Annotated in this window: 26 protein-coding genes and 1 pseudogene; 14 read left to right on the top strand and 13 right to left on the bottom strand. The window is 61.0% G+C overall.

Features of this window, described 5'->3' with window-relative positions; all coding sequences use genetic code 11:
* The first annotated feature begins 24 nt into the window (after positions 1 to 24).
* Genes NBG89_RS18375 through ybaK form a run of 3 tightly spaced genes read left to right on the top strand, consistent with a single transcriptional unit; the run spans position 25 to position 1,908 of the window.
* Positions 25 to 1,080, top strand: coding sequence for a M14 family zinc carboxypeptidase (locus NBG89_RS18375; RefSeq protein ID WP_431321119.1), 1,056 nt, complete (start codon positions 25 to 27; stop codon positions 1,078 to 1,080).
* On the top strand, positions 1,081 to 1,431 hold the full coding sequence (locus NBG89_RS18370; RefSeq protein ID WP_431321118.1) for an ArsC family reductase: 351 nt from the start codon (positions 1,081 to 1,083) through the stop codon (positions 1,429 to 1,431).
* A gap of 3 nt (positions 1,432 to 1,434) precedes the next feature.
* A complete protein-coding gene (gene ybaK, locus NBG89_RS18365; protein WP_431321117.1) occupies positions 1,435 to 1,908 on the top strand; it encodes a Cys-tRNA(Pro) deacylase in 474 nt (157 codons plus the stop codon).
* Positions 1,909 to 1,910: 2 nt separating this feature from the next.
* Here the strand turns inward: ybaK and NBG89_RS18360 are convergent, their stop codons facing one another.
* A complete protein-coding gene (locus tag NBG89_RS18360; protein WP_431321116.1) occupies positions 1,911 to 2,417 on the bottom strand; it encodes a MarR family winged helix-turn-helix transcriptional regulator in 507 nt (168 codons plus the stop codon).
* A gap of 20 nt (positions 2,418 to 2,437) precedes the next feature.
* Here NBG89_RS18360 and NBG89_RS18355 point away from each other — a divergent pair, with 20 nt between their 5' ends.
* Positions 2,438 to 3,154 (top strand): glutathione S-transferase family protein, encoded by a 717-nt coding sequence (locus NBG89_RS18355; protein ID WP_431321115.1) that lies wholly within the window; start codon positions 2,438 to 2,440, stop codon positions 3,152 to 3,154.
* A gap of 119 nt (positions 3,155 to 3,273) precedes the next feature.
* Positions 3,274 to 4,527 (top strand): aminopeptidase, encoded by a 1,254-nt coding sequence (locus NBG89_RS18350; protein ID WP_431321114.1) that lies wholly within the window; start codon positions 3,274 to 3,276, stop codon positions 4,525 to 4,527.
* Here NBG89_RS18350 and NBG89_RS18345 read toward each other — a convergent pair.
* Positions 4,475 to 5,360 (bottom strand): annotated as a pseudogene (locus NBG89_RS18345) (EamA family transporter). The gene NBG89_RS18350 and the pseudogene NBG89_RS18345 overlap by 53 nt on opposite strands.
* A gap of 100 nt (positions 5,361 to 5,460) precedes the next feature.
* Between NBG89_RS18345 and NBG89_RS18340 the strand changes: the two are divergent.
* Positions 5,461 to 5,943: a MarR family winged helix-turn-helix transcriptional regulator gene (locus NBG89_RS18340; RefSeq protein WP_431321113.1), complete on the top strand. Its 483-nt coding sequence runs from the start codon at positions 5,461 to 5,463 to the stop codon at positions 5,941 to 5,943.
* A gap of 65 nt (positions 5,944 to 6,008) precedes the next feature.
* Here NBG89_RS18340 and NBG89_RS18335 read toward each other — a convergent pair whose 3' ends face one another.
* Positions 6,009 to 7,118, bottom strand: coding sequence for an endonuclease/exonuclease/phosphatase family protein (locus tag NBG89_RS18335; protein ID WP_431321112.1), 1,110 nt, complete (start codon positions 7,116 to 7,118; stop codon positions 6,009 to 6,011).
* A gap of 87 nt (positions 7,119 to 7,205) precedes the next feature.
* Positions 7,206 to 8,795, bottom strand: coding sequence for an exodeoxyribonuclease VII large subunit (gene xseA / locus NBG89_RS18330; RefSeq protein WP_431321111.1), 1,590 nt, complete (start codon positions 8,793 to 8,795; stop codon positions 7,206 to 7,208).
* A 215-nt stretch (positions 8,796 to 9,010) separates the two neighbouring features.
* Between xseA and NBG89_RS18325 the strand changes: the two genes are divergently transcribed.
* Positions 9,011 to 9,274, top strand: a complete 264-nt coding sequence (locus tag NBG89_RS18325; RefSeq protein WP_431321110.1) for a spike base protein, RCAP_Rcc01079 family — start codon at positions 9,011 to 9,013, stop codon at positions 9,272 to 9,274.
* A gap of 125 nt (positions 9,275 to 9,399) precedes the next feature.
* The gene (locus tag NBG89_RS18320; RefSeq protein WP_431321109.1) at positions 9,400 to 9,636 is read left to right on the top strand and encodes a hypothetical protein; all 237 of its coding nucleotides are present in this window, start codon (positions 9,400 to 9,402) and stop codon (positions 9,634 to 9,636) included.
* 2 nt (positions 9,637 to 9,638) lie between these two features.
* Here the strand turns inward: NBG89_RS18320 and NBG89_RS18315 are convergent, their stop codons facing one another.
* The gene (locus NBG89_RS18315) at positions 9,639 to 11,480 is read right to left on the bottom strand and encodes a hypothetical protein (RefSeq protein WP_431321108.1); all 1,842 of its coding nucleotides are present in this window, start codon (positions 11,478 to 11,480) and stop codon (positions 9,639 to 9,641) included.
* 154 nt (positions 11,481 to 11,634) lie between these two features.
* On the opposite strand from NBG89_RS18315, the gene NBG89_RS18310 reads away from it, so the two are divergent.
* Positions 11,635 to 12,648, top strand: a complete 1,014-nt coding sequence (locus tag NBG89_RS18310) for a glycosyltransferase (protein ID WP_431321107.1) — start codon at positions 11,635 to 11,637, stop codon at positions 12,646 to 12,648.
* Positions 12,645 to 13,022, top strand: coding sequence for a GtrA family protein (locus tag NBG89_RS18305; RefSeq protein WP_431321106.1), 378 nt, complete (start codon positions 12,645 to 12,647; stop codon positions 13,020 to 13,022). The genes NBG89_RS18310 and NBG89_RS18305 overlap by 4 nt, the downstream gene beginning before the upstream one ends.
* A 3-nt stretch (positions 13,023 to 13,025) precedes the next feature.
* Here the strand turns inward: NBG89_RS18305 and NBG89_RS18300 are convergent, their stop codons facing one another.
* Positions 13,026 to 14,012 carry a Gfo/Idh/MocA family protein gene (locus NBG89_RS18300; protein ID WP_431321105.1) on the bottom strand — a complete coding sequence of 329 codons (987 nt, stop codon included), beginning with the start codon at positions 14,010 to 14,012 and terminating at the stop codon, positions 13,026 to 13,028.
* Between the two features lie 179 nt (positions 14,013 to 14,191).
* On the opposite strand from NBG89_RS18300, the gene NBG89_RS18295 reads away from it, so the two are divergent.
* Both NBG89_RS18295 and NBG89_RS18290 read left to right on the top strand, forming a co-directional pair.
* Positions 14,192 to 15,139: an aldo/keto reductase gene (locus tag NBG89_RS18295; RefSeq protein WP_431321104.1), complete on the top strand. Its 948-nt coding sequence runs from the start codon at positions 14,192 to 14,194 to the stop codon at positions 15,137 to 15,139.
* Positions 15,140 to 15,152: 13 nt separating this feature from the next.
* The gene (locus NBG89_RS18290; RefSeq protein ID WP_431321103.1) at positions 15,153 to 15,596 is read left to right on the top strand and encodes an N-acetyltransferase family protein; all 444 of its coding nucleotides are present in this window, start codon (positions 15,153 to 15,155) and stop codon (positions 15,594 to 15,596) included.
* Here the strand turns inward: NBG89_RS18290 and NBG89_RS18285 are convergent.
* On the bottom strand, positions 15,586 to 16,203 hold the full coding sequence (locus tag NBG89_RS18285; protein ID WP_431321102.1) for a hypothetical protein: 618 nt from the start codon (positions 16,201 to 16,203) through the stop codon (positions 15,586 to 15,588). The genes NBG89_RS18290 and NBG89_RS18285 overlap by 11 nt on opposite strands.
* 69 nt (positions 16,204 to 16,272) lie before the next feature.
* Positions 16,273 to 17,163: a LysR family transcriptional regulator gene (locus tag NBG89_RS18280; protein ID WP_431321101.1), complete on the bottom strand. Its 891-nt coding sequence runs from the start codon at positions 17,161 to 17,163 to the stop codon at positions 16,273 to 16,275.
* A 126-nt stretch (positions 17,164 to 17,289) separates the two neighbouring features.
* On the opposite strand from NBG89_RS18280, the gene NBG89_RS18275 reads away from it, so the two are divergent.
* The gene (locus NBG89_RS18275; protein WP_431321100.1) at positions 17,290 to 18,285 is read left to right on the top strand and encodes an aldo/keto reductase; all 996 of its coding nucleotides are present in this window, start codon (positions 17,290 to 17,292) and stop codon (positions 18,283 to 18,285) included.
* A gap of 99 nt (positions 18,286 to 18,384) precedes the next feature.
* Complete coding sequence (locus NBG89_RS18270; RefSeq protein ID WP_431321099.1) at positions 18,385 to 18,744, top strand: nuclear transport factor 2 family protein; 360 nt, start codon at positions 18,385 to 18,387, stop codon at positions 18,742 to 18,744.
* Between the two features lie 52 nt (positions 18,745 to 18,796).
* On the opposite strand, the gene pheT is transcribed toward NBG89_RS18270, so the two are convergent.
* From pheT to infC, 5 genes are all read right to left on the bottom strand, one after another.
* On the bottom strand, positions 18,797 to 21,220 hold the full coding sequence (gene pheT, locus NBG89_RS18265) for a phenylalanine--tRNA ligase subunit beta (RefSeq protein ID WP_431321098.1): 2,424 nt from the start codon (positions 21,218 to 21,220) through the stop codon (positions 18,797 to 18,799).
* Positions 21,221 to 21,235: 15 nt separating this feature from the next.
* Positions 21,236 to 22,318, bottom strand: coding sequence for a phenylalanine--tRNA ligase subunit alpha (gene pheS / locus NBG89_RS18260; RefSeq protein ID WP_431321097.1), 1,083 nt, complete (start codon positions 22,316 to 22,318; stop codon positions 21,236 to 21,238).
* A gap of 274 nt (positions 22,319 to 22,592) precedes the next feature.
* The gene (rplT, locus tag NBG89_RS18255; protein WP_007798644.1) at positions 22,593 to 22,997 is read right to left on the bottom strand and encodes a 50S ribosomal protein L20; all 405 of its coding nucleotides are present in this window, start codon (positions 22,995 to 22,997) and stop codon (positions 22,593 to 22,595) included.
* 39 nt (positions 22,998 to 23,036) lie between these two features.
* Complete coding sequence (gene rpmI, locus NBG89_RS18250) at positions 23,037 to 23,240, bottom strand: 50S ribosomal protein L35 (protein WP_007529267.1); 204 nt, start codon at positions 23,238 to 23,240, stop codon at positions 23,037 to 23,039.
* A 292-nt stretch (positions 23,241 to 23,532) separates the two neighbouring features.
* On the bottom strand, positions 23,533 to 24,069 hold the full coding sequence (gene infC, locus NBG89_RS18245) for a translation initiation factor IF-3 (RefSeq protein WP_025658610.1): 537 nt from the start codon (positions 24,067 to 24,069) through the stop codon (positions 23,533 to 23,535).
* Positions 24,070 to 24,184 lie beyond the last annotated feature (115 nt).

The raw sequence follows: 24,184 nt of genomic DNA, 5'->3' as shown, positions 1-24,184 counted from the left end.
CAAGGCATGAAAGCGGAGAACGACATGAACACGTCCGAGATCATTATTGCCGGCGACACGGCGGGTATCGAGTGGCGTTTGCCGGTTCTTCGTTTCAAGGGCAGCGACCCGAAGGCGCCGAAAGTCTACATTCAGGCGGCCCTGCACGCCAACGAGCTGCCGGGTACGGCATTGGTCCATTTCCTGTGCGAGAAACTGCGGCAGTCGGAAAGTGCCAGCCAGATCAAGAGCGACATCATCGTCGTCCCGCATGCCAATCCGATCGGCGCGGCCCAGTCGCATTTCGGCGAGCTTCAGGGCCGTTTCGATCTTGGATCGCGCACCAATTTCAACAGGGAGTTTCCGCTGATCTCGGTGAAGGATCGCGACGGGTTGCTTGAGGACATCGAGCGCCGCTCGGCCGTCGACAAACTGAAGCGCCAGCTGCTGCATATGGCGCTCGGCTGCGATCTGGTGATCGATCTGCATTGCGATGATGAATCGCTCCAATATGCCTATATCGACGAGGCGTTCTGGCCGGAGGCGGCCGATCTTGCATCAGCGATGGGGATGGAAGCCGTACTTCTGTCCGATGGCGAGAGTTCCGCCTTCGAGGAGGCCGTCGGCTTTGCCTGGAAATACGAGACGCCGGAGAAGCAATCGCGGCTGCCCGGCAAGCTGTCCGTAACAGTCGAGCTTCGCGGCCGGCGCGATGTCTATCCCGACATCGCGATGAAAGATGCGGAGGGATTGTGGAAATTTCTGGCGAGCCGGGGCGCGATCGACGCCGCCATCTCGCTGCCCGCCTTCGATGGTCCCGCCGTGCCGCTCGACAATATCGAGATGGTCCGTGCGCCGGAGGCCGGCACGGTCCTCTTCCATCGCAATATCGGCGAATGGATTGGCGAAGGCGATGTGCTTGCCACGTTGATCACCCGCCCCGGCATGGCTGACGGCAGCATCGAGATTCGCGCGCCGCAGGCCGGCCTGATCGTGACGCGCAACTCCGAGCGACTGGTTCGCCGCCGCGCCGACCTTATGAAGATTGCTTGCAAGACCGCCAGCAAGGCGATGCGCAAACCCGGAACGCTGGAGGACTAAGTGACCGTCACCATTTACGGCATCAAGAACTGCGACACCATGAAGAAGGCCAGAACCTGGCTGGAAGAGCATGACGTCGCCTACCAGTTCCATGACTACAAGGCCGTCGGAATCGATCGCGCCCACCTGCAGGCATGGACGAAGGAAGCCGGTTGGGAAACCGTGCTCAACCGGGCCGGCACGACCTTTCGCAAGCTGCCCGAGGCCGAGCGCGAAAATCTCGACGAGGGCAAGGCGATCGCGCTGATGCTGGAGCAGCCATCGATGATCAAGCGGCCGGTTGTCGAGGCAAACGGCAAGTTGCTCATCGGCTTCAAGCCCGAGATCTACGGCAGCTTCTTCAAGGCCTGATCAATGTCCAAAACCACGCGCGCCACGCAGGTTCTCAGCAAGGCCGGGATTGCCTTCACGGTCCATACCTACGACTACGATCCAAATGCGGAGCGCGTCGGCCTGCAGGCTGCGGAAGCGCTTGGGGAGGAGCCGCATCGCGTGTTGAAGACGCTGATGGCGGAGGTCGACGGCAAGGCAGTCTGCGTCGTCGTTCCCTCCGATCGTGAAGTCAGCATGAAGAAGCTCGCAAGCGCCTTCGGCGGAAAGTCCGCCAACATGATGAAACCCGCCGATGCCGAACGCCTGACCGGCTACCACGTCGGCGGCATCAGCCCATTCGGACAAAAGAAGCTCGTCCCGACGGCAATCGAGGAGGCTGCGCTGACGGAGGCGCAGGTCTACATCAATGGCGGGCAACGCGGCCTGCAGGTTCGGCTTGACCCGAAAGACGCGTTGAAGACGCTGAAGGCCGCAGCGGCGCCCCTGATTGCCTGAAGTCAGCTGACGCGTGCCAGCAGAGAGCCAAGCGTCGCGGCATCGGCCTCGCTCAGCTTGGCGCCGAAGTTGTTCTCGATGGCCTTGGCATAGACCGTCCACATGCGCTTCTGCAACGCCCGCCCCTCCTCGGTAACGACCACCCACCGTCCGCGCCCGTCCTGATCGAAGGTCTGGCGCTGCACCAGCCCCGCCTTCTCAAGGCGGTCGATCAGTCGCGAAAGATTGTATTGGGCTAGCAGCGTGCGTTCTTCGATCTCGAACGGCCGCAACCTGCCCTGCGGCGACCGCACCAGTTCCCAAAGCACGTCGTACCAACCAAGCGGCGGGAGCCCGGCCGACTTGAGATCCGCTTCGATCTGACCGAGCAGTCGCTGCTGCGCGCGCATCAGCCCGATCCAGGCATCGATCGCCGCATCGGATGGCGTCGCTCTATTCGTCTTTTCGCTCATACATGCATTTACATCTACCTTGAATCCTGACGCAACAGCTATTACATGCACTTGCATCTACAATGGAGATTGCCACGATGGATCATTTGCCACCTCAAGCATCGGGTTCGGCTCTGCTGCTCGTCAGCCACCACCTTTGCCCCTACGTGCAGCGCGCCGCGATCGCGCTTGCGGAAAAAGGAGTGCCGTTCGAGCGCGTGAATATCGATCTCGCGGACAAACCACGCTGGTTCCTGGAGATATCGCCGCTCGGCAAGGTGCCTCTGCTTTGCATCCGTCGCAGCGACGGCAGTCAGGACGTGCTCTTCGAAAGCAGCGTAATCTGCGAGTACCTGGAGGAGACGCAGGACGGCCGCCGCCTTCATCCGGCCGACCCGCTGACGCGCGCCCGCCACCGCGGCTGGATGGAGTTCGGCTCTTCGATCCTTTCCGATCTCTGGGTCTACGAGACGACACAGGATCGCGCGCAACTGGAGGCGAAACGGCAAGTGCTCGCATCAAAGTTCGCGACCATCGAAGCGGAATTGAAGGGTGGTCCCTACTTCGCGGGGGCGGACTTCAGCCTGGTCGATGCCGTGTTTGCGCCGGTCTTTCGCTACTTCGACGTCTTCGACACCTTCGGTGACAGCGGCATCTTCGCCGGCCTTCCCCGCGTCCGGGCCTGGCGGAAAGCGTTGTCCGAAAGGCCGAGCGTAAAGGCCGCGGTCGGAGCTGACTATGCCGACCGACTGATGGCCTTCCTGAAACGTCACGACGCGGTTCTGTTGCAGCAACCGTCCGCCTCGGCTGCCTAATCCCGGGTATGGGCCGATGGCGGCAAAGAGCTGCCATCGGTCGACAAGCGAGCTTCAATTTCGCCGCAAAGGGGTCTAAGTCTACCGGCCAATCCGTTTCGTTCGAGGAGTGACCGATCATGAATTTCATGCCGCAAAGCCAGACCTCAGTCGATCCCGTAAAGCTTGAAAAGCTGGCGGAGGTGGCCGTCAAGGTCGGGCTGCAGTTGCAAACGGGCCAGGACCTCGTGATCACGGCCCCGGTCGTCGCCCTGCCCCTCGTGCGCCTGATTACCAAGCATGCCTATATGGCGGGTGCCGGACTAGTGACGGCATTCTATTCCGACGAGGAGTCGACGCTCGCGCGCTACAGATATGGCAACGATCAGAGCTTCGATAGGGCCTCCGACTGGCTCTATGACGGCATGGCCAAGGCTTACGCCAAGGGCACCGCCCGCCTTGCCGTCTCAGGCGACAATCCGATGCTGCTTTCGGAGCAGGATCCGGCAAAGGTCGGTCGTGCCAACCGGGCGAACTCTACCGCCTACAAGCCGGCACTGGAGAAGATCTCGAATTTCGACATCAACTGGAACATCGTCTCCTACCCCAACCCCTCATGGGCGGCGCTCGTTTTTCCTGATGATCCGGAAGCCATCGCGGTTGCCAAGCTCGCCAAGGCGATCTTTGCGGCATCACGCGTCGATGTCGAAGACCCGATCGCCGCCTGGGCCGAGCACAATGCCAACCTTGCCAAACGCTCGAGCTGGCTGAATGGCGAGCGCTTCTCATCCCTACACTTCAGCGGACCCGGCACCGATCTGACGGTCGGGCTCGCCGATGGACACGAGTGGCATGGCGGCTCTTCGACCGCCAAGAACGGCGTCACCTGCAATCCCAACATTCCAACCGAGGAGGTCTTCACGACGCCGCACGCGCTCAGGGTCGAGGGCCACGTTTCGAGCACCAAACCGCTGTCCCATCAGGGCACGCTGATCGACAACATCCGGGTTCGCTTCGAAGGTGGCCGGATCGTCGAGGCGAAGGCCTCGCGTGGCGAAGAAGTTCTGAACAAGGTGCTGGATACCGACGACGGGGCGCGGCGGCTCGGCGAAGTGGCGCTCGTGCCGCATTCCTCGCCGATCTCGGCCAGCGGTATTCTCTTCTACAATACGCTGTTCGACGAGAACGCTTCCTGCCACATCGCGCTCGGCCAGTGCTATTCGAAGTGCTTCGTGAATGGCGCGAGCCTGACGCAGGAGCAGATCAAGGCGCAGGGCGGCAACTCGAGCCTGATCCACATCGACTGGATGATCGGCTCGGGTCAGGTCGATATCGACGGGATCAGGCCGGGCGGCTCGCGCGTTCCGCTGATGCGTCAGGGCGAGTGGGCCTGACCGACATCGTACGCTGACTGAGCCAGACGCTCGCGAGCACCATCGCAAAGCCAAAGAGCTGCGCGGGCGTCAGGCTTTGTCCAAGAGCCAGCCAACCGAGAAGGGTGGCCGTGACCGGACTCAGGAAGCCCAATGAGGCCGCAGCGGAGGGCTCGATGCGCGCGAGCCCTCGGAACCACAGCAGATAGGTGAAGGCCGCGCCGATCAGGCCAAGATAGGCCATGCCCAGGACATTGGCTGTAGTCGGCATCGGCAGCGCGGGTTCGAAGAAGAAGGCGACGGGTGCGAGCAGGATGCCGCCGGCCGTGAGCTGCCATGCGGTAAAGGCCAGATTCGACACCGGCGGAACCCAACGTCGCGTCAGCACCGTGCCGAATGCCATCGAGCACTTCTCGTGCTCACGCCCAATGCGGCGCTCGACCCGATCGGCGTGCCACACCTGTCATCCCGACCACACCGGCTCCGACGGCAAGAGCGTGGATCGGCCTGCCGAGGAAGATGCGCGACAGCAGGATGACGATGAGCGGCTGAATGGCCCCGACGGTCGCGGCAACACCACCCGGCAGACGATAGGCCGACACGAACAGCATTGCCCAGAAGAACGAAAAATTGAGGCCGCCGAGCACGAAGGCGCGGAGCCACCACATCCCCCGCGGCAGCTGCCGGACGATCGCAAGCAGCAGAAGCCCGGCCGGCAAAGCGCGCAGGAAGGCGACCGTCAGCGGATATCCGTGCGGAAGAAAGGATGTCGTGACGAAATAGGTGCTGCCCCAGATCGTCGGCGCCAACGCCGTGATCAGCACATCTGAAAGAGGCGTTCCAGTTTTCTTCATTTCAAGAATCTCTATATCAAGATAAATATATCCTAGCGCCATTTATCTTGACGTCAAGATATGCGGTGATAACAGTCTCCTCAAAAGAACGGACTAGCCGATGGATCGCGTCGACAAGATACTTGCGCAATGGAGCAGAGAACGCCCCGACCTCGATACCGAGGCGATGGGCATCATGGGCCGGCTGAAACGGCTGACCACCCACCTCTCCCGCGAGGTGGACCAGGTGCTGCAGCAGCAGGGGCTTTCCTCCTCGTCCTTCGATGTGCTGGCAACCCTCAGGCGTTCCGGCGCGCCGTATCGGCTCTCACCCGGCGATCTGCTCTCAATGACGATGGTCAGTTCCGGCACCATGACCAACCGGATCGATCAGTTGGAGAAAGCCGGGTTGGTCGAGCGCGTTCTCAATCCCGACGATCGGCGAAGCGTCCTCATCGCCCTGACCGAAGCGGGACTTGCCGCCGTGGAAAATGCCGTCGGAGCCCACGTCGCCAATCAGCAACGGTTGACGCAGAGCTTCAGCGCGGAGGAGAAGGCGCAGCTCGACACCCTGCTGCGCAAGTTCCTGGCGACATTCGAGTAGCCGGGCCTATCGCGCCCATCACCGGCGTCGGGGGCGCGGAAGACAACGCCTTCCGGTCTTTGGCCTCAGATGTTCAGGTCGACCCAGATGGCCGCATGATCCGATGCGGCGTGTTTCGGCTCGGTCAGTTCCGGATAGGTCTCCCAGCGTTTTGGTCGACTTCCAGGCCAGGCGCCTTTGCGGAAAACGCCGCCGCGCTCAACCTTCTCGAAAAGCTTCGGCGACAGGAAAAGGTAGTCGATCTTGTTTCCGGCGTTGCCAAGCCCGAAAGTACCGGGAAAGCCGCCATCGTCGAACGTCGGATGCGCAAAGGCATCCCGGAGCGTGCTGTCCTTCAGCGGCGCAAGAGGAGCGCTGTCCGGCGTGTCGTTCAGGTCGCCGATCAGGGCGATGTGCTCCAATCCTTCGGCAATACGCTTCTCATAGATCTCTCGCGCCCGTTGCGCTTGCGCATGCCGGCGAGCATCGGACGACTGGGCGCTGCCGAAACCCTTGCTCTTGAAATGGTTGACCATGACAAGCAGCGTCGTTCCCTCGGGCGTTGTCACGTAGTATTCGGGGCAATCGCGCGAGAAGATCGGATTGCCTGCCGCGCCCCTATCGTCGACGTGGCTGCGCATAATGTCGAGCGCGAAGCCTTTTCGCGTCATCAGCCCGACATCGATACCGCGCTCGTCATTGCCGTCGATCACCATGACCTGCGTGAAGGGGTTGCCACCAACGGCCGGCAGTACCTGCGTGTTGAAGGCCGTCAGGACCGGCCGGCTCTCCACTTCGACGATGCCAAGAATATCGGCCTCCAGATCGCCCATGACACGCGCGGTGTTTTGCATGGCGATCTCGTTGATCGGCTCGTCACGCAATTCCAATGATCCCACCCAATCAATGCGGCCATTGGCGGTGATAACCACGCCGCCGGCCGTTGGCCGCTTCAGAAGATTGCCCCTGTTGCGGCGAAGGATGACAAAGGGGCCAGTATCGCTCTTCTCCATGCCGAGCTCGACAATCAGCGTCGCCATGCGCGCCTTGTCGACCTCGCTGTAGGCGACCTGACCCAGCAACTTCTCCAACTCGGCAAAGCGGTCGAGAACAGCCCGGCCGTCGGCCCAGGTTTCCAGGTTCATCGCCTTTGCGCGGTCGAACAGATTTTCGACATTGAACGATGCAAGCCTCATGTCTCTCCCTCCCGTTTAGGAACAGATTGACACGTATATGTTGCATTTCAATGATGCCGCTGCTGGAATGAAGCCGCCGGTGCCTACCTAAAATAGGCTTCCTTGTTTCGGCGGGGCTTGCTCATCTTGCGGCTTGATGGCTCGCTTCCTGGGCGTGGACGGCGCAGCCCCGCCTTCGGTCGTCACCGCGCCCACATGACCATCCGCAAACTCGATGGAAATGCCCATGCCCGACGACAACATCGCCGCTTGTGATACCGGCTTGTTTTCGTCGTCGCGAATGACCGCGTAGCCACGCTTCAACACATTCTTGTAAGACAGAGACTGTAGCACGCGATCCTGAGCCGTGAGTTCGCCGCGCGCGCGCGTCAATTGGTGCCTTACCGCCGTATCGGCGTGACGCGACAGATTGGCGAGGTGGTCGCGCAGGCGAGCGGTCTGCGTTTTCAGGCGTGCCGGGAGTGCCGCAAAGGTAGCGTCGGCGCGGCCAACCCGTGCTCTCGATCGATCGATAAGGCGCTCGATCGTCCGCTCGGCGCGGGTCATCCGTTCGTTCAGAAACTGGCGACGCTCGGTGATGCGGTTCGACAGGACATCGGGACGCAAGTGCGCGGCGGTGCGCTCGAAGCTACGGCGCTTGTTGATCGTGTTGAGTTCAAGGCCGCGACCAAGACCGGCGGCCGCCTCGTCGAAGCGGCGGCGCGGCAGAGCCAGCAACTGATCCAGCGACGGCAGGGCGCGGATCAAGGCCCGTACGGACTGGCGATGATGATCCATGCGGCGGCTCATGCAGCCCTGCAGACGCGCGGCAAGCGCCGCCGTCTGGGCCTCCAGTTCGGCCTTCACGGGAACCGCCATCTCGGCCGCACCGGTCGGCGTCGGCGCACGGACATCGGCAGCGTAGTCGATCAGGGTCCAGTCGGTTTCGTGACCGACTGCCGAGATCAACGGAATCTGGCTCTCGGCCGCGGCGCGCACAACGATTTCGTCGTTGAAGCTCCAGAGATCCTCGAGGCTGCCGCCACCACGCGCGACGATCAGGACATCCGGGCGCGGCATGTCCCCACGCACATCGAAGCTGTTGAAGCCACGGATCGCATTCGCGACTTCCTCACCGGAGCCGTCGCCCTGCACTTTTACCGGCCAGACAATGACGTGAACCGGGAAACGATCGGAAATGCGGTGGAGAATATCGCGAATGACAGCGCCGGTCGGCGAGGTCACCACACCGATCACCCTCGGCATGAACGGCAGCCGCCGCTTGCGGGACGGGTCGAACAGGCCTTCGGCGCCAAGCCTGCGCTTGCGCTCTTCGATCAGCGCCATCAGCGCGCCAGCGCCGGCCGGCTCGAGCGTTTCGATGACGATCTGATACTTCGATGAGCCTGGGAACGTGGTCACCTTGCCAGTGGCGATCACCTCCATCCCTTCCTCGGGACGGAATTTCAGCCTCGAGAACGTGCCCTTCCAGACGACGGCATCAATACGCGCGCGATCATCCTTCAAAGAAAAATAGGCATGACCCGAAGAGTGGGGGCCCCTGTATCCGGAAATTTCGCCGCGCACGCGCACCTGGTCGAAGGCAGTCTCGACGGTGCGTTTGATCGAGCCGGAAAGTTCCGAGACCGAGTACTCGGTAAGATTGCTCGGCGAATCATTCTCGAAGACATTGCTCATAGTACTGTTTTAGCCGATGAGGCGACAAAGAGCAGCCTCCAAAAGGGGACGATTTTTCTTGCGCTCCGGCAAAGAGAAGGGATGGCGCAGCCATTTTCTCATACACGATAAAGACTTAGGCATGACGATCAGGAAAGTCGACGATCGACTACCTCTCAGTTTTCCCCGGTAATCCCTGCAATGCGATGATCGGGCAAACGACAAGAGGAGTTACCATGTCTGATCGCTTCGCCTCCCATGCGCCCTCGCTCACCGGCCCTGCGAGCGCCGGCTTCGCCGTCCTCCCCAATGACAATCTCGACCTCGTCGAAATCACGAGGGCACTTTATGTCGGCATTGGAGGAGAGCTGGTCGTCACCATGGCATCCGGGCAGACCCTTACCTTTGCCTCGGTGTCCGACGGTTCGATGCTGCCGCTGCGAATTTCTCGGGTCCATGCGACCGGTACCACAGCAGAAAGCATTCTCGGGCTGACTTAGGTCGTCCGTTGTGCCGCACATTGCGACTGTGTCGATTGCAAACACTGGGGAAAGCGGTAACAAGCGGCTCGATTAATTGTTCGAAAAGACAGACCGAGCTATAGTGCGCGAACGAGGAGATGCTGATGATCGCTCTGACGGCCACCACACTAGGTTTCGTTACCGCACCAATGCGCTCGATATTTTCGATGGTGTTGGTCGGCTTCCTTGTGTGCGCGGTCTATGCCTGCGCAGCCTGGGTCTCGACCACATCCATTCTTGATCTCGCAGCGGCTATTGGCTGCTACGACAGCGGCCTTCTGATCTGCCTTCTCGGTCTCTACACTCTCGACCGCATGCGCGATCGTCGGCGCTTCGTCTAAATCTACGAGCCAACAGGCACATAACGGAAGAACCGAATTGGTGCGCCATCAGGCGTCGGCATGGGTTTCAGATAAGCCGGGACGACGCCTTTCTCCAGTTGCGCGTAGAGGCCATCCGGCTTCAGCTTGGCAAGCTCCTTTGTCTGCGGATTGTCGGCGCAAAAGGCGAGGACGGTGACGCCCGCGCCTTTCAGGAACGCCTCCGCTTCCCGTGGCTCCGCCAAGCCGATATGCAGTTCCGTCAGCATGCCCCCCTGGTTTCGATGGTAGGGCGCGGCCAGTATCCGATTATCCGTAAAGCGGAGAATCGCGACGCCTACGTCGGACGGCGCAGCCACAAGGCCCGCGGGCCCTTCAGTCAACGGCGCCAGAGACGACTTCGATGTGCAGGACGGTTTTGTGGATGCTGGCTGGAGGACGCTTTCGCCATTCTCCACCTGCATGCCGATAAGCCCTCCGACGAGCCCCCAAACCGCCGCCACGCTCATGAGAACCGTGGAAAGATAGCAGAAGGCGGCTGCAACATTTTCGCTATCGCCGGCCGACATCCGGCGCAGGTCGATGATCAGCAATGTCAGCGGCAGGATTGCGAGAAGATTGGAAAACATCGTGCCGCGTACCTGAACGGCGGCGATTGCCAAACTCACGCCGAGGAGAAAAAGCAAGACCAGATGGACCCGCACCCGATCCCCGCAAACGAGGCGGAAGACACAGACGGTGAGTGCGAAGACACCGGTCGAATAGTAGAAGCCTAGCGTAAAGGGCTCCTGCCTATTGAGTGCAAGGATCGACTGTGCCTCTTGGACGCGGTCCAGCCAGAGCTTGACAAGAAGCGGATCGAGATCAGCCAGCGGATTGCGGAGGCATTGGGGAGCGATCGTGATGGCGGAGGCAAGCACGACCGCGCCGATCCCGCCCAGAGCAGTGAATCGTAACAACCGATTTGCCTTGCTTGCAAAAGTGGCGGCAAAGAGCAACAGCCCGCCACCGATCGCAGCGAGGCTGTAATAGCCGAGCGACAGATTATCGCAGGTGACTGCCGAATAGAGACGCGGCGGAACGGTGCCGAAGAAAAGCAGGCTGATCGACAGAGCCAATGCGAGCCCGAAAGCCTTGGCTGCACGCGCAAACGGCTCGCCTTCCCAGGCCCACGAAACCGAGACAACAACGCATACCGCTGCTACGAAAGGCGTCGTTTCAGCCCCGATTGCAATTGCAGTCGCGGCCGCCAAACCGGCTATGGCATAGTTCAGCGGCCGATAGTTTTCGTCGAGCAACATCGCGGTCATGATGGCGACCAACGCGAACTGTGCGTTGTGGTGGTCGATTGCGCCCGGCAGAAAGCGGTTGCTCGGAACCAAGAGAAATGCGGTCAGGCCCAACGCGATGTGCATTCCGAACGTGCCGCCGATGCGGCGGCCTGCAAGGCCCATGGCCCACAGGCTGGGGATGGTCAGCGAAAGCGGCCAGACGGCGAGTGCAAGCACTTCTGCGCGCTCCGGCGACAGAAACAAACCGAAGAACCTGATCAGCGTCGCGATTGGAAGATCGATGAGCCGGGACCAGTGCATCAGCGTGCCCGCGCCGAGCCCCATGCGATACTGCATCAGGTCGAACCAGCCCTGCCCGTTCAGGAAGTCGCGCACTTCGACCAGCCGCATTCCGTCATCGTTGTCGGCGCCGACATAGTCCGTTGCGCCGGGCAGTTTCAATGCGAGGATCGCAGCAACAAGAAGGGTGCTGTAGAGCAGCACCGATGGCCATAGCCCGGTCATCATGGTGCGCAGTTTGGCAGCCGACGATACCGATGCGGGAGCATCAACCATCTGGGCAACATTCGTCATGAAGCGGATCTCACCGTTTGAGTGCAGAGATCCTACCCCTCTCCCCTCAAGAAACCGTAAAAGCCCTGCTGACAGCCGGTTTTCGCGGATTTCATAGCTACTTGTTAACGGCCGCCATCTATTCTCGTGTGGATTTCTCGCCACGGGTGTGATCATGACTGGATCGCGTATCGACAATCTGAATATTGCCGTGCTCTTGCCCTGCTACAACGAGGCCGCGACGATCGGCGCCGTTGTTCGGGGCTTCAAGTCCGCGCTCCCGGGCGCTCCTATTTATGTTTACGACAACAATTCCACGGATGGCACCGCGCTCCACGCGATGCTTGCCGGCGCCCATGTCGTGCGCGAACGGCGGCAGGGCAAAGGTCACGTTGTCCGGCGCATGTTCGCCGACATCGATGCCGACATCTATATCATGGCGGATGGCGACGGGACATACTCGCCTGACGATGCCGAGGAACTGATCCGCACGCTGCTGACCGAGCGCGCCGACATGGTCGTGGGCACGCGGCGCGGCGTGCATGCGGATGCCGGCAGACAGGGTCACGCCTTCGGCAACAAGATCTTCAACATGCTGTACCGAACGATCTTCGGCACTGACTTCACCGACATCTTCTCGGGCTACCGCGTGTTCTCGCGCCGTTTCGTCAAGAGCTTTCCCGCGGTCTCTGCAGGCTTCGAGATCGAGACGGAAATGTCCGTGCATGCGTCGCGCCTGAAACTGCCCGTCAGCGAGCTGGAACTGGATTACGGCCGCCGACCGGAGGGTTCTCACTCGAAGCTTTCCTCCTTCAAGGACGGCGCGAAGATCCTCTGGATGTTTGCGATGCTGATGAAGGAGACGCGACCCTTCGTATTTTTCAGCATCATCAGCGCGATTTTTATGTCAGCGAGTCTCGGATTCATGACGCCCGTTCTCGTCGAATATTTCGAAACGGGTCTTGTCAGCCGGATGCCGACATGGGTCCTGTCCATGGCACTGATGATGGTGTCGTTCATGATGTTTACCGCCGGCGTGATCCTCGATTCTGTTTCGCGCGCCCGCGCGGAGCAGCTTCGCATCCACTATATGGGCCTGGCGTCCCCTCGCCCGCGCGAGCAGACGCTTCTGCTGGTGGATGCTCTCGACGCCCCCCGACAGCTGCCGACCAAGGCTGGCATCAGATGAAAAAACTGCTCCGCTTTGGCATCGCAGGCGGCCTTGGCTTTCTTATAGATGCCGGCGTACTTGCGCTCTTGCTGCGCATCACGCCGCTAGGTCCATTCCTGGCGCGCCTGATCGCAATCGCTTTGGCAATGGCGACCACGTGGATCTTCAACAGAACTTTCACGTTCGATCGTTCTGAACATTCGCTTGCCGTGGAGGGGTTTCGCTATGGCTCCGTGGGTGTGACGGTGGCTCTCGTCAACTACGGACTCTATTCAGCGGTGCTGCTGACGCTGCCGGATGTGCAGCCGATCGCGGCGATGGTCCTCGCCACCGCCGCATCGATCGTTCTCAGTTTCTTCGGCTATTCTCGCTTCGTCTTCCGCGCCGAATAGTCCTCAGACAGGCTCCCAGCCGTCCTTTTCGCTGGCGCGATAGATCGCGTCGATGAATTTCTGGCTGAGCTTCGAGCTTTCCAGCGTCACAACCTCTTCATTCTCACCCTTGGCGGCGCGCGCAAAGGCTTCGGCTTCGCGCTTGTACTGGCGGCTGTCGGGGAAGCGGAAGACGGTCGATTCATTGTGGTTGCGATTGGTGAGCTCGATCTCCTCGGCGCCCCAGCGGTCGGCGTTGAACGGTGACTTCACTTCGATGAAGCCATCGGTGCCGTGGAAGACCATGACCTGGCGGTTCGCCATCTGTGTGGCGACATAGAAAGTCAGTTCGAAATCGCCAAAATCGGCCTTGACGCTCGAATAGATGTCGGTGCCGAACTCCGGGTCGCGGCGAGTGACGGCCTGGACGCGCAGCGGCTCCTTGCCGGTGGAGAAGCGTGTGCTGATCGTCGGATAGACGCCGATATCGGGAAGCGCGCCGCCGCCAAGCTCCGGAATATTGCGCATGTTGCCGGGGTCGCGGTTGAAATAGGTGAATGCGCCCTGGACATGCAGGAGCGTGCCGATCGCGCCATCCGCTATCAGCGAGCGAACCTTCCGCCAGACCGGCGCAAAGGTGACCATGTAGGCCTCGGTGACGAGAACCTTGTTGCGATCGCGGGCAGCAATCAGGCTGTCGATCTCATCGGCCTTCAGCGCAATCGGCTTTTCGCAGAGCACATGCTTGCCGGCATCGGCGGCTTTGATCGTCCACTCGACGTGCTGCGAGGTCGGCAGCGGGATATAGACGGCATCGATCTTGTCGGAGGCCAGCATCTCCTCATAGGAACCGAAGGCGTGCGGAACGGAAAAGCGATCCGCCATCTCCCGGGCTCTCGCCAGATCGCGGCTGGCAATCGCCGTCACGACGCAGTTTTCCGCGTCCTGGATGGCGGGGACAACGAGTTCGCGGCCGATCTTCGCGGTCGAAAGAATACCAAAACGCAGCATAGCCTGGGTCCTCCTGGTTCGATTTTTGCGCACCTTAGTAAGGCGGCGACGGCGGCGCAATGGCGCGATCACAATTCAAGGAGCAGGTTTCCATCGGGTGTCGGCCGCGCTAGGTTAACTCCCGGCGACGTTCTGCCGCGTCAGCGATTTCAATCAATTCAGCACTTTAGGAGAGCGCCATGGACATGCGCCGTCTTGGAAAAACTGGCCTTTCGATCGCCCCGATCGTCTTCGGCGGCAACGTCTTCGGCTGGACCGCCGACGAGAAGACCTCCTTTGACATTCTCGATGCCTTCTTTGACGCAGGCTTCAACACGATCGACACGGCCGACGTCTATTCGGCTTGGGCGCCGGGCAACAAGGGCGGCGATTCCGAAGAGATCATCGGCAAGTGGCTGAAGCGCGGCAAGGTCTCCCGCGACAAGGCTGTCGTCATCACCAAGGTCGGCTCCGACATGGGCCAGGGCAAGACGCTGAAGGAGACCTATATCCTGAAGGCGGTCGAGGATTCGCTGCGCCGGCTGCAGACCGACTATATCGATCTCTACCTCTCGCATTGGCCCGACGAGAACACGCCCTACGAGGAAACGCTCGGCGCTTTTGCCAAGCTGAAGCAGCAGGGCAAGATTCGCGCGATCGGCTGCTCCAATCTCGACGCCACGCAACTCCAGGCCTCCTTCGATGCCGCCGAAAAGGCCGGCGTGCCGCGCTACGATGTGATCCAGCCGGAATACAATCTCTATGAGCGTGCAAGCTTCGAGGGACCGTTGGCCGATCTCTGCCTCAAGGAAGATATCGGCGTGATCACCTATTTCAGCCTTGCTGCCGGCTTTCTCTCCGGAAAGTACCGCACGAAGGCCGATACGGAGGGCCGCGCCCGCGAGGGCCGGGTGGCACAATATCTCGATGACAAGGGGTTGCGCATCCTCACTGCACTCGACAAGGTTGCTGCGGAAACCGGCGCCAAGCCGGCAGAGATCGCGCTGGCCTGGCTGCTCAGAAAGAAGGGCGTGACGGCGCCAATCGCCAGTGCTACCAGCCTGTCCCAACTTGAGAGCCTGACCAAGTCCGCGACGCTTTTGCTGTCCGACGACGCGATGGCGCTACTCGACAAGGCCGGCGCCTGACGGGGGAGAGGCAATGACCGTGACAATCCGCGACGCGAAGCCCGAGGACGAAGCGCGCTGGCGTGAGCTTTGGGCCGACTATCTCGCCTTCTACGAAGTCACGGTCGACGCTGACATCACCGATGCGACGTGGCGCCGGGTCTTCGATCCGGCGTCGGCGATTTTCATGCGCGTCGCCGAGGTGGATGGCAAGGTGATGGGCTTCACGCTCAGCCTGACGCATGAAGGCACCTGGATCCGCGCCAAGGACTGCTATCTCGAAGACCTCTTCGTCGATCCGGCTGCACGCGGCAAGGGTGTGGGGCGAGCCTTGATGGACGACCTCGTTTGGCTCTGCACGAAGAACGGCTGGTCGCGGCTTTACTGGCACACCAGCGAGCAGAACAAGACGGCGCGGGCGCTCTACGACAGTTACGTCAAAAGCGACGGGCATATTCGCTATCGCATCAATTTCTAGGTGGCGGGAAGCCCTCATAGAACCCGGCGTGAGTGCCCTCCCAGTTTCCCATCCCCGGCTTCGTCAATATGCCGCGCGGCCTGACGTAGCTCTGGATCACGCGCCGTGGTCGCTCGTGCCACTGGATGTTGAAAGCCCAGAGCTTGGGGAAGAAGCAGAGCGACGCATAGGGCAGATGGTCGTGGATCCACCAGGCAAGTCTCTGCCAGTCCTCTTCGTTGCTATAGTTGTCGATCATCCACGGGACGACGACGCAGGCGGTCGCACCCATGCAGCCGTCGAAATCGCGAAGATCCCAGATGTGATCGGCGGCCGTCGCGGCGTTCGACGAGCAGTTGAGGTTGTTGCGGTTGCCGAACTGGTTGACCTCTGCGGAGCGATAGCCGGAGCGGATGTGCAGCCGACCAAAGGTCGCCTGCAGCGGTTCCAGCAGCTCTTCGCAAAGCCGCTTCCCCGCTTCGATCGCCAGATCGGGATTCTCGGGGATGTTCGCAATACGATAGAAATCGGCGATTTCGGAATGCAGGAAATCGCGGAGGAAGAAATTCTTCGAAAGCCGCGCACGTCCGAGCTCCTCCAAACCCTTCATCGATCCAGGTTTCTTCATGCACCGCCTCCTGCTTCCATGCGATCCTCCCTGATCGGCGCGCTGCAGACCACCCGTGTGCCGACAAGCCTATGGGCTATATCGGAAGAAGTCGATGAAGGCGCGCAGAGCCGGCCGCATTTGGCGCCGACTCGGATAGTAGATGAACATTCCCGGATAGGGCGAGCACCAGTCCTCCAGCACGCGGACGAGCTTGCCGCTCGCCAGTTCATCCTCTACGCGCAGGTCGAACAGATAGGCGAGCCCCGCGCCATTCAGCGCCGCGATCAATCCCAGCCTGTCTTCGCTGACGATCAGAGGACCGTCGACTGCAACGACGAGCTCCTGCCCGTCCTTCTCGAACTCCCAGCGATAGATCGTGCCGTTCGTGAAGCGCCGCTTGATGCAGCGATGGTGGACGAGATCGCAGGGGTGCAGAGGTTTGGGGTGGCGTTCGAAATACTCAGGGGAGCCGGCAATCACCGTCGTCAGGTTCGGCGAGGCGCGCACGGCGATCATATCCGCCTCTAGGCTCTCCTCCAGACGGATGCCGGCGTCGAACCCCTCACGCACGATATCGGTGAAGCCATCCTCATTGGCGATTTCGAGGGTGATATCAGGATAGCGGTTCAGGAATTCGCCGAGCCTCGGTGCAAGCAGGATGTCCGAGGCAAAACGCGGTGCGCTGATGCGCAGATTGCCGGCCGGCCTTCCAGCGGCTTCGGTGACCGCCTCCAGGGCGATCCCGATTTCGTCCAGCGCCGGCTTCAGGCGCTGCAGCAGAAGACGCCCCTCCTCCGTCGGCGCGACACTGCGGGTCGTGCGCGCCAGAAGCCGGACGCCAAGGCTCTCCTCCAGGCTGGAGATAGCATGGCTGACCGCCGAAGGCGCGATCTGCAATTCCTTGGCGGCGGCGCGAAAGCTTCGCCGCTCGGAAACGGCGGCAAGAACGGCGAGTTGGGCGAGCTGGGTCCGGTTCATTGATCTAATTGCTAGAACAGCCTGTTATGTATTGCACGTATTTTTTGATGACTGGCGGGGCGCTAAGTTTCCTCCGTACCCGGCATGGCCCGCGGCTTGAATTTCGCTCGACAGAGGAGCCTCCGCATGAAAACCCGCAAACTCGGAAACAACCTTGAAGTCTCTGCCGTCGGCCTCGGCTGCATGGGCATGAGCTTCGCCTATGGCGCCAGCGACGAAAACGAGTCGATCAGGACGTTGCAGCGCGCCGTCGAACTGGGCATCACCTTCTTCGACACGGCCGAGGTATACGGCCCCTATACCAATGAAGAGCTTCTCGGCCGGGCATTGAAGCCGGTGCGCGACCGCGTCGTCATCGCCACCAAGTTCGGCTTCAGGCTCGACCTCCAAAAGTCAGGACCGGCAGCAATTGCGGGCGTCGACAGCCGTCCGGAAAACGTCAGGCGCGTCGCCGAAGCCTCGCTGAAGCGCCTCGGCATAGAGACGATCGACCTTTTCTACCAGCATCGTGTCGACCCCAATGTGCCGATCGAGGAGACCGTCGGCGCCATGGCGGAGCTGGTGCGCGAAGGCAAGGTGCGCGCGCTCGGTCTCTCCGAGGCCGGCAGCGCCACAATCCGCCGCGCCCATGCAGTCCACCCGATCGCGGCGCTGCAGAGCGAATATTCGCTCTGGTCTCGCGACCCTGAAAATGGTGTTCTCGATACCTGCCGTGAGCTGGGAATCGGCTTCGTGCCCTATAGCCCGCTCGGGCGTGGCTTCCTGACCGGCACGATCCAGAAACCGGAGGACCTTGGCGCCGACGATTTCCGGCGCCAGCTGCCGCGCTTCCAGTCCGATAATTTCGATGCCAATGCCGCGCTCGTGGCCAAGCTCGAAACGCTCGCGACGGAAAGGGGCGTGACCGCAGCGCAACTGGCGCTCGCCTGGGTGCTACATCAGGGCGACGACATCGTGCCGATCCCCGGCGCCCGCAAGATCCATCATCTTGAACAGAATGCAACGGCGGCCGATATCGTGCTCAGCGCGTCCGAACTGGCACAGATCAACGAAGCGGTCCCACTGGATCAAATCGCCGGCAAGCGCTACTCCGACGCATCGCTGGCGATGACGAACCTTTAGCCGAAAGGTTGAAGCTTCAAACGCGTGCCGCATCCTTCGGCGACCTTGCCGCACCCATTCGCTGCACTATGCTATGGACATGTTCTGGCGAGGTGAGACATGTCGGATCAGCAAGCAATCGAAGCAGTCGTTCATCTCTATGTCGAAGGCATGACCTTCGCCAACGAAGCTGCATTGCGGAAAGCCTTTCATCCGCAATGCGACATCATCGGGCACTACGAGAACGCGGTCGAGTGGCTGAACCGGGAAGAATTCATCGCCGCGATCGTCGCCGAAGGTTCGGCACCGCCCACAACACAGCCGCATATGGACATCCAGATGCTTGACGTCGTCGGCGATGCGGCGTGCGTGAAGGTCAGCGACGATTTTGCCGGCATGCGCTTCACCGACTATCTCTCGATGCTGAAGATCGAGGGCCGCTGGATGATCGTCAACAAGCTCTACTATCTCCACACATAGAAAAGCCGGCGAGATGATCGCCGGCCTTCAATCTTACAAGATGCTATGCGCTTTAGGCTCTGAGGACGCCGCCGGTAAACTTCATTACGCTGGCAACGATCTTCTCAGTCAGCGCCTCGAAATCCTCGTCGGTCAGCGTGCGGTCGACTGGCTGGATCTGCACCTCGATCGCGACCGACTTCTTGCCTTCACCGAGCGACGGGCCTTCGAAGATGTCGAAGACATTGACACCGGTGACGAGCTTGCGGTCGACGCCAGATGCGGCCTTGATGATCGCGCCTGCTTCAACCGACTTGTCGACGACGAAGGCGAAGTCGCGCTTGACGGCTTGGAAGGGCGAAAGCTCGAGCGCCGGCTTAGTGCGGGTCGCCTTCTTCTTCGGCTCGGCCATCGCGTCGATATAGACCTCGAAGCCGCAGAGCGCGCCTGATACGTCGAGGGCTTCCAGCGTCGAGGGATGGAACTCGCCGAAATAACCGAGAACGATTTTCGGACCCATCTTGATGGTGCCGGAACGGCCCGGGTGATACCAGTCCGGTCCGCCCTGCTCGATCTGGATGTTGCCCATCGGCAGTCCGCAAGCCTCGATCACGGCAAGCGCATCGGCCTTGGCGTCGAAGACGTCGACCGGCTTGCCGCCGCCCTTGGCAGCGTTCAGCCACATGCGGCCTGCGCCGGCAAGTGAAGCGGTGCCGCGGCGGACACCGCCGGCAACGCGGCGCTGGCCCTCGGGCCGATCGTTCTCATAGGTGCCGGAGACTTCGAAGATCGCGACGTCGCCATAACCCTTGTCGGCATTGCGCTGGGCAGCGCTGAGCAGACCGGGCAGCAGCGACGGCCGCATGTCGGACATATCTGATGCGATCGGGTTGGCAAGCTTGAGAGCCGGCGAGCCGCCGCCGAAGAGCTTTGCCTGATCCTCGGAGATGAATGACCAGGTGACGGCTTCCAGCATGCCGCGCGAGGCAAGCGCGCGCTTGGCCGTGCGGGTGCGGATCTGCAGCGTCGTCAGGATCTTGCCGTTGACCGCTGCATGGCTTTCCAGCGGCGCCGGCTTGATGTTGTCGACGCCATGAATGCGCATAACTTCCTCGACGAGGTCGGCCTTGCCGTCGACATCGGGACGCCAGGAGGGAACGGCGACGGAAACGCGCTCGCCGGAACCGAACACCTTGAAGCCCAGCCGCGTCAGGATCTCGGTGCTCTCCTCTGTGGAGATGTCGAGACCGGTCAGGCGTTTCACCTCCGAATAGGGGAAATCGACGATGTCAGGTTCATGGCCCCTGTAGCCGACGACATCGGTCTTGGCCGCCGTCCCGCCGCAAAGCTCGAGCACCAGCTCCGTCGTGCGTTCGATGCCCGGAACCATGTATTCCGGATCGACGCCGCGCTCGAAGCGGTAGCGGGCATCGGTGATGATGCCGAGGCCGCGACCGGACTTGGCGATGTTCATCGGATCCCACAGAGCACTCTCGATCAGGACGTCGGTCGTGTTCTCGTCGCAGCCGGAATGCTCACCGCCCATGATACCGCCGATCGACTCGATGCCATCGGCGTCCGCGATCACGACATTGTTCGGCCCAAGCTTGTACTCGCGCTGATCGAGCGCCAGTACCGTTTCGCCATCCTTGGCGCGGCGGACGGTCAGATTGCCCGTGACCTTGGCGGCGTCGAAGACGTGCATCGGGCGACCCCGGTCGAAGGTCATGTAATTGGTGATGTCGACGAGCGCGTTGATCGGGCGCAGGCCGATCGCCAGCAGACGCTGCTGCATCCACTTCGGGCTCGGTCCGTTCTTGACGCCGCGCACGAGGCGCAGCGCAAAGCCCGGGCAAAGCTTCTCGTCATCGAGGTCGAGCGTCACCTTGACGGGCGTCTCGCCTTCAACGGCGAAGGACGGCGCGGGCCGTGTCTTCAGCGTGCCGAGGCCGGAGGCAGCCAGATCACGCGCGATACCGTAGATCGAGGTGCAATCAGGACGGTTCGGCGTCAGGTTGATCTCGATGACCGGATCGTCGAGGTGCGCGTAGGCGGCGTAGCTCTGACCAACAGGCGCATCGTCAGGAAGATCGATGATGCCGTCGTGGCTGTCGGAGATCTGCAGCTCCCTTTCGGAGCACATCATGCCGTGGCTTTCGACGCCGCGGATGTTGCCGACCGCAAGCGTCACGTCGATGCCAGGAACATAGGTGCCGGGGGCCGCGAAGGCGCCGATCAGACCGGCGCGCGCGTTCGGAGCGCCGCAGACGACCTGAACCGGCGCGCCCTTGCCGGTATCGACCGACAGGACCTTGAGGCGATCGGCCTGCGGGTGCTTTTCGGCCGAGAGGACCTTGGCGATGACGAAGGGCTTGAACGCCGCCTTGTCGTCGACGTCCTCGACCTCAAGCCCGATCTCGGTCAGGCGCTTGCAGATTTCATCCAGGGTGGCGTCGGTATCGAGGTGATCCTTCAGCCAGGAGAGTGTGAACTTCATGATCTCTATCCTCCCTTACGCGCTCAAGCCGCCGAACAGCGTCGGCATGTCGAGCGGACGGAAGCCGTAGTGGGTCATCCAGCGGACATCGGCGTTGAAGAAGTCCCGCAGATCAGGCATGCCGTATTTCAGCATGGCGATGCGGTCGAGGCCCATGCCCCAGGCAAAGCCCTGGTATTCGTCCGGATCGAGACCGCCTGATCGCAGCACGTTCGGGTGCACCATGCCGCAGCCGAGGATTTCCATCCAGTCGGTGCCTTCGCCGAACTTGACGATCGGGCCGGAGCGGTCGCACTGGATATCGACCTCGAAGGACGGCTCGGTGAACGGGAAGAAGGACGGGCGGAAACGCATCGTCACGCTGTCGACCTCGAAGAAGGACTTGCAGAACTCTTCAAGCACCCAGCGGATGTTGGCGACATTTGCCTTCTTGTCGACGACCAGGCCTTCGACCTGGTGGAACATTGGCGAGTGCGTCGCGTCACTGTCCTGGCGATAGGTCTTGCCGGGGATGATGATACGGATCGGCGGCTTTTGCGCTTCCATGGTGCGCACCTGCACCGGCGAGGTGTGCGTGCGCAGAACCTTGCGCTCACCCTTCTCATCCGGATTGAAGAAGAAGGTGTCGTGCATCTCGCGAGCCGGGTGACCTTCCGGGAAGTTCAGCGCCGTGAAGTTATAGTAGTCGGTCTCGACATCGGGACCTTCGGCGATCGAGAAGCCCATGTCACCGAAGATCGCCGTGATCTCGTCGATGATCTGGCTGATCGGATGAATGCGGCCGCGCTCGGCGGGCGAAGAGCGTACCGGCAGGCTGACGTCGACCGTTTCGGCCTTCAGGCGCGCGTCGATCGCGGCCTTCTTCAGCTCCGCCTTGCGGTCGGTGATTGCGTCGGTGACGGCGTTCTTCAGCGCGTTGATCGCCGCGCCGCGCGTCTGGCGCTCTTCCGGCGTCATCGCGCCGAGCGTCTTCAGGAGCTCGGAGACCGAACCCTTCTTGCCGAGTGCGCCAACACGCACGGCTTCGATCGCCGGCTCGTCGGCAGCGGCTGCCACATCAGACAGAAGTTGCTTTTCCAGAGTTTCGAGTTCGGTCATCTTTTCCTGCCTCACAGGGCGTCAGTCTTGTCGATAATTCACGAAAACATGCATCGGATAGCTCAAGCGCCACGATGAAGCGTCGCAGATCACTACCCATGTGCACGCGGCCAATCAACCGGGCACACCACAAAAAGCCCGCGACGTCGAGAGAGGAACGGCCCATCGCGGGCAATGCCGCCTCAATCGCCATCGCGCCAAATGCAAAGAACCCGCGCAAGCCTGGCCAGCGCGGGTTCCAAATCATCGAAGCAAAAGCTCTGACAGCGCCGGCTTAGTTGACGGCTGCTTCAAACTCGTTCTTCGTACCGGCGTCCTTCAGGTACTCGAGAGCCTTCTTGGAGGCAGCAACGAGGGCACCGAATGCTTCCGGCTCATGGATTGCCATGTCGGAGAGAACCTTACGGTCAACTTCGATGCCAGCCTTGTTCAGGCCGTCGATGAAGCGGCCGTAGGTCAGGCCGAATTCGCGGACGGCAGCGTTGATACGCTGGATCCAGAGGGCGCGGAAGTTGCGCTTGTTGATCTTGCGGTCGCGGTAAGCGTACTGCTTGGAACGATCGACAGCAGCCTTCGCAGCGCGGATGGTGTTCTTGCGACGGCCGTAAAAGCCCTTAGCGGCCTTCAGAACCTTCTTGTGCTTGGCGTGGGCGGTAACGCCTCTTTTTACACGTGCCATTTCATGATCTCCTTAATCTAAAGCGTTCGCGGAATAGTCTTAGAGACCGTTCGGCAGGTAGTTCTTCACGACCTTGCGGCCATCCGGTTCTGCGAGAACCATGGTGCCACGTGCATCGCGGATGAACTTGTTGGTACGCTTGATCATGCCATGGCGCTTGCCAGCGGCTGCAGCCTTGACCTTGCCGGTCGCGGTGATCTTGAACCGCTTCTTGGCAGCAGACTTCGTCTTCATCTTGGGCATTTTGCTACTCCGTTTCTGGACCCCCGGCTCTTCATCAAAGAAGCCTTCTCGCGATGCCCGGTTTCCGGCCGTCGCAACAAGGTGCGGGAGCGTTTGTTGTTGATCTGCGGCTCCGGTGACGAACCGTTCCGCAAGCATTCGAAACTGCCACGGCATGCCCTGCCGGTCAGTTCGGACGCGCGCTTATAACCGCAGCGTCATGAAAGTGCAACGGGGCGGCCAATGAATCTTCTAGGCCAAAATACAAAAGCCGCCCTCGCGGACGGCTTTGATACGAGAGTGGCGGCGCGCCTCACTTCGGCGCAAGCACCATCATCATCTGGCGGCCTTCAAGCTTGGGCTCGGCTTCGACCTTTGCATACTCGGTCGTGTCGGCCTTCACCTGCTGCAGCAGCTTCATACCAAGTTCCTGGTGCGCCATTTCGCGGCCGCGGAACTTCAGTGTCACCTTGACCTTGTCACCGTCCTCAAAGAAACGGCCCATCGCCTTCATCTTCACCTCATAGTCATGAGTGTCGATATTGGGGCGCATCTTGATTTCTTTGACTTCGACAATCTTCTGCTTCTTGCGCGCCTCGGCAGCCTTCTTCTGGTTGGCATATTTCAGCTTGCCCAGATCGAGGATCTTGCACACAGGCGGTTCGGCATTGGGGGAGATTTCCACCAGGTCGAGGCCGGCTTCTTCAGCCATTTTCAACGCCTGGTCGGTGGGCACAACGCCCAAGTTCTGTCCTTCAGCATCAATCAGCTGAACTCGGGGGATGCGAATTTCCCGGTTCGAGCGCGGCCCTTCCTTCACGGGCGCGTCGGCTTTAAAGGGTCTGCGAATGGTCGTATTCTCCTCGCGTTGTTTCGGATCGCTGCAGCCTAGGCACTCCCAATAATGGAAGCACAAACGTAGTTTCGCCATTGCTGCACCGGAGTCGGTAACACTCTTTAGCGGA

The sequence above is a fragment of the Rhizobium sp. YTU87027 genome (assembly GCF_050644135.1).
Classification (GTDB): Bacteria; Pseudomonadota; Alphaproteobacteria; order Rhizobiales; family Rhizobiaceae; genus Rhizobium.
The sequence above is the reverse complement of the archived record's forward strand: the minus strand, read 5'-3'. Positions and strand labels throughout refer to the sequence as shown.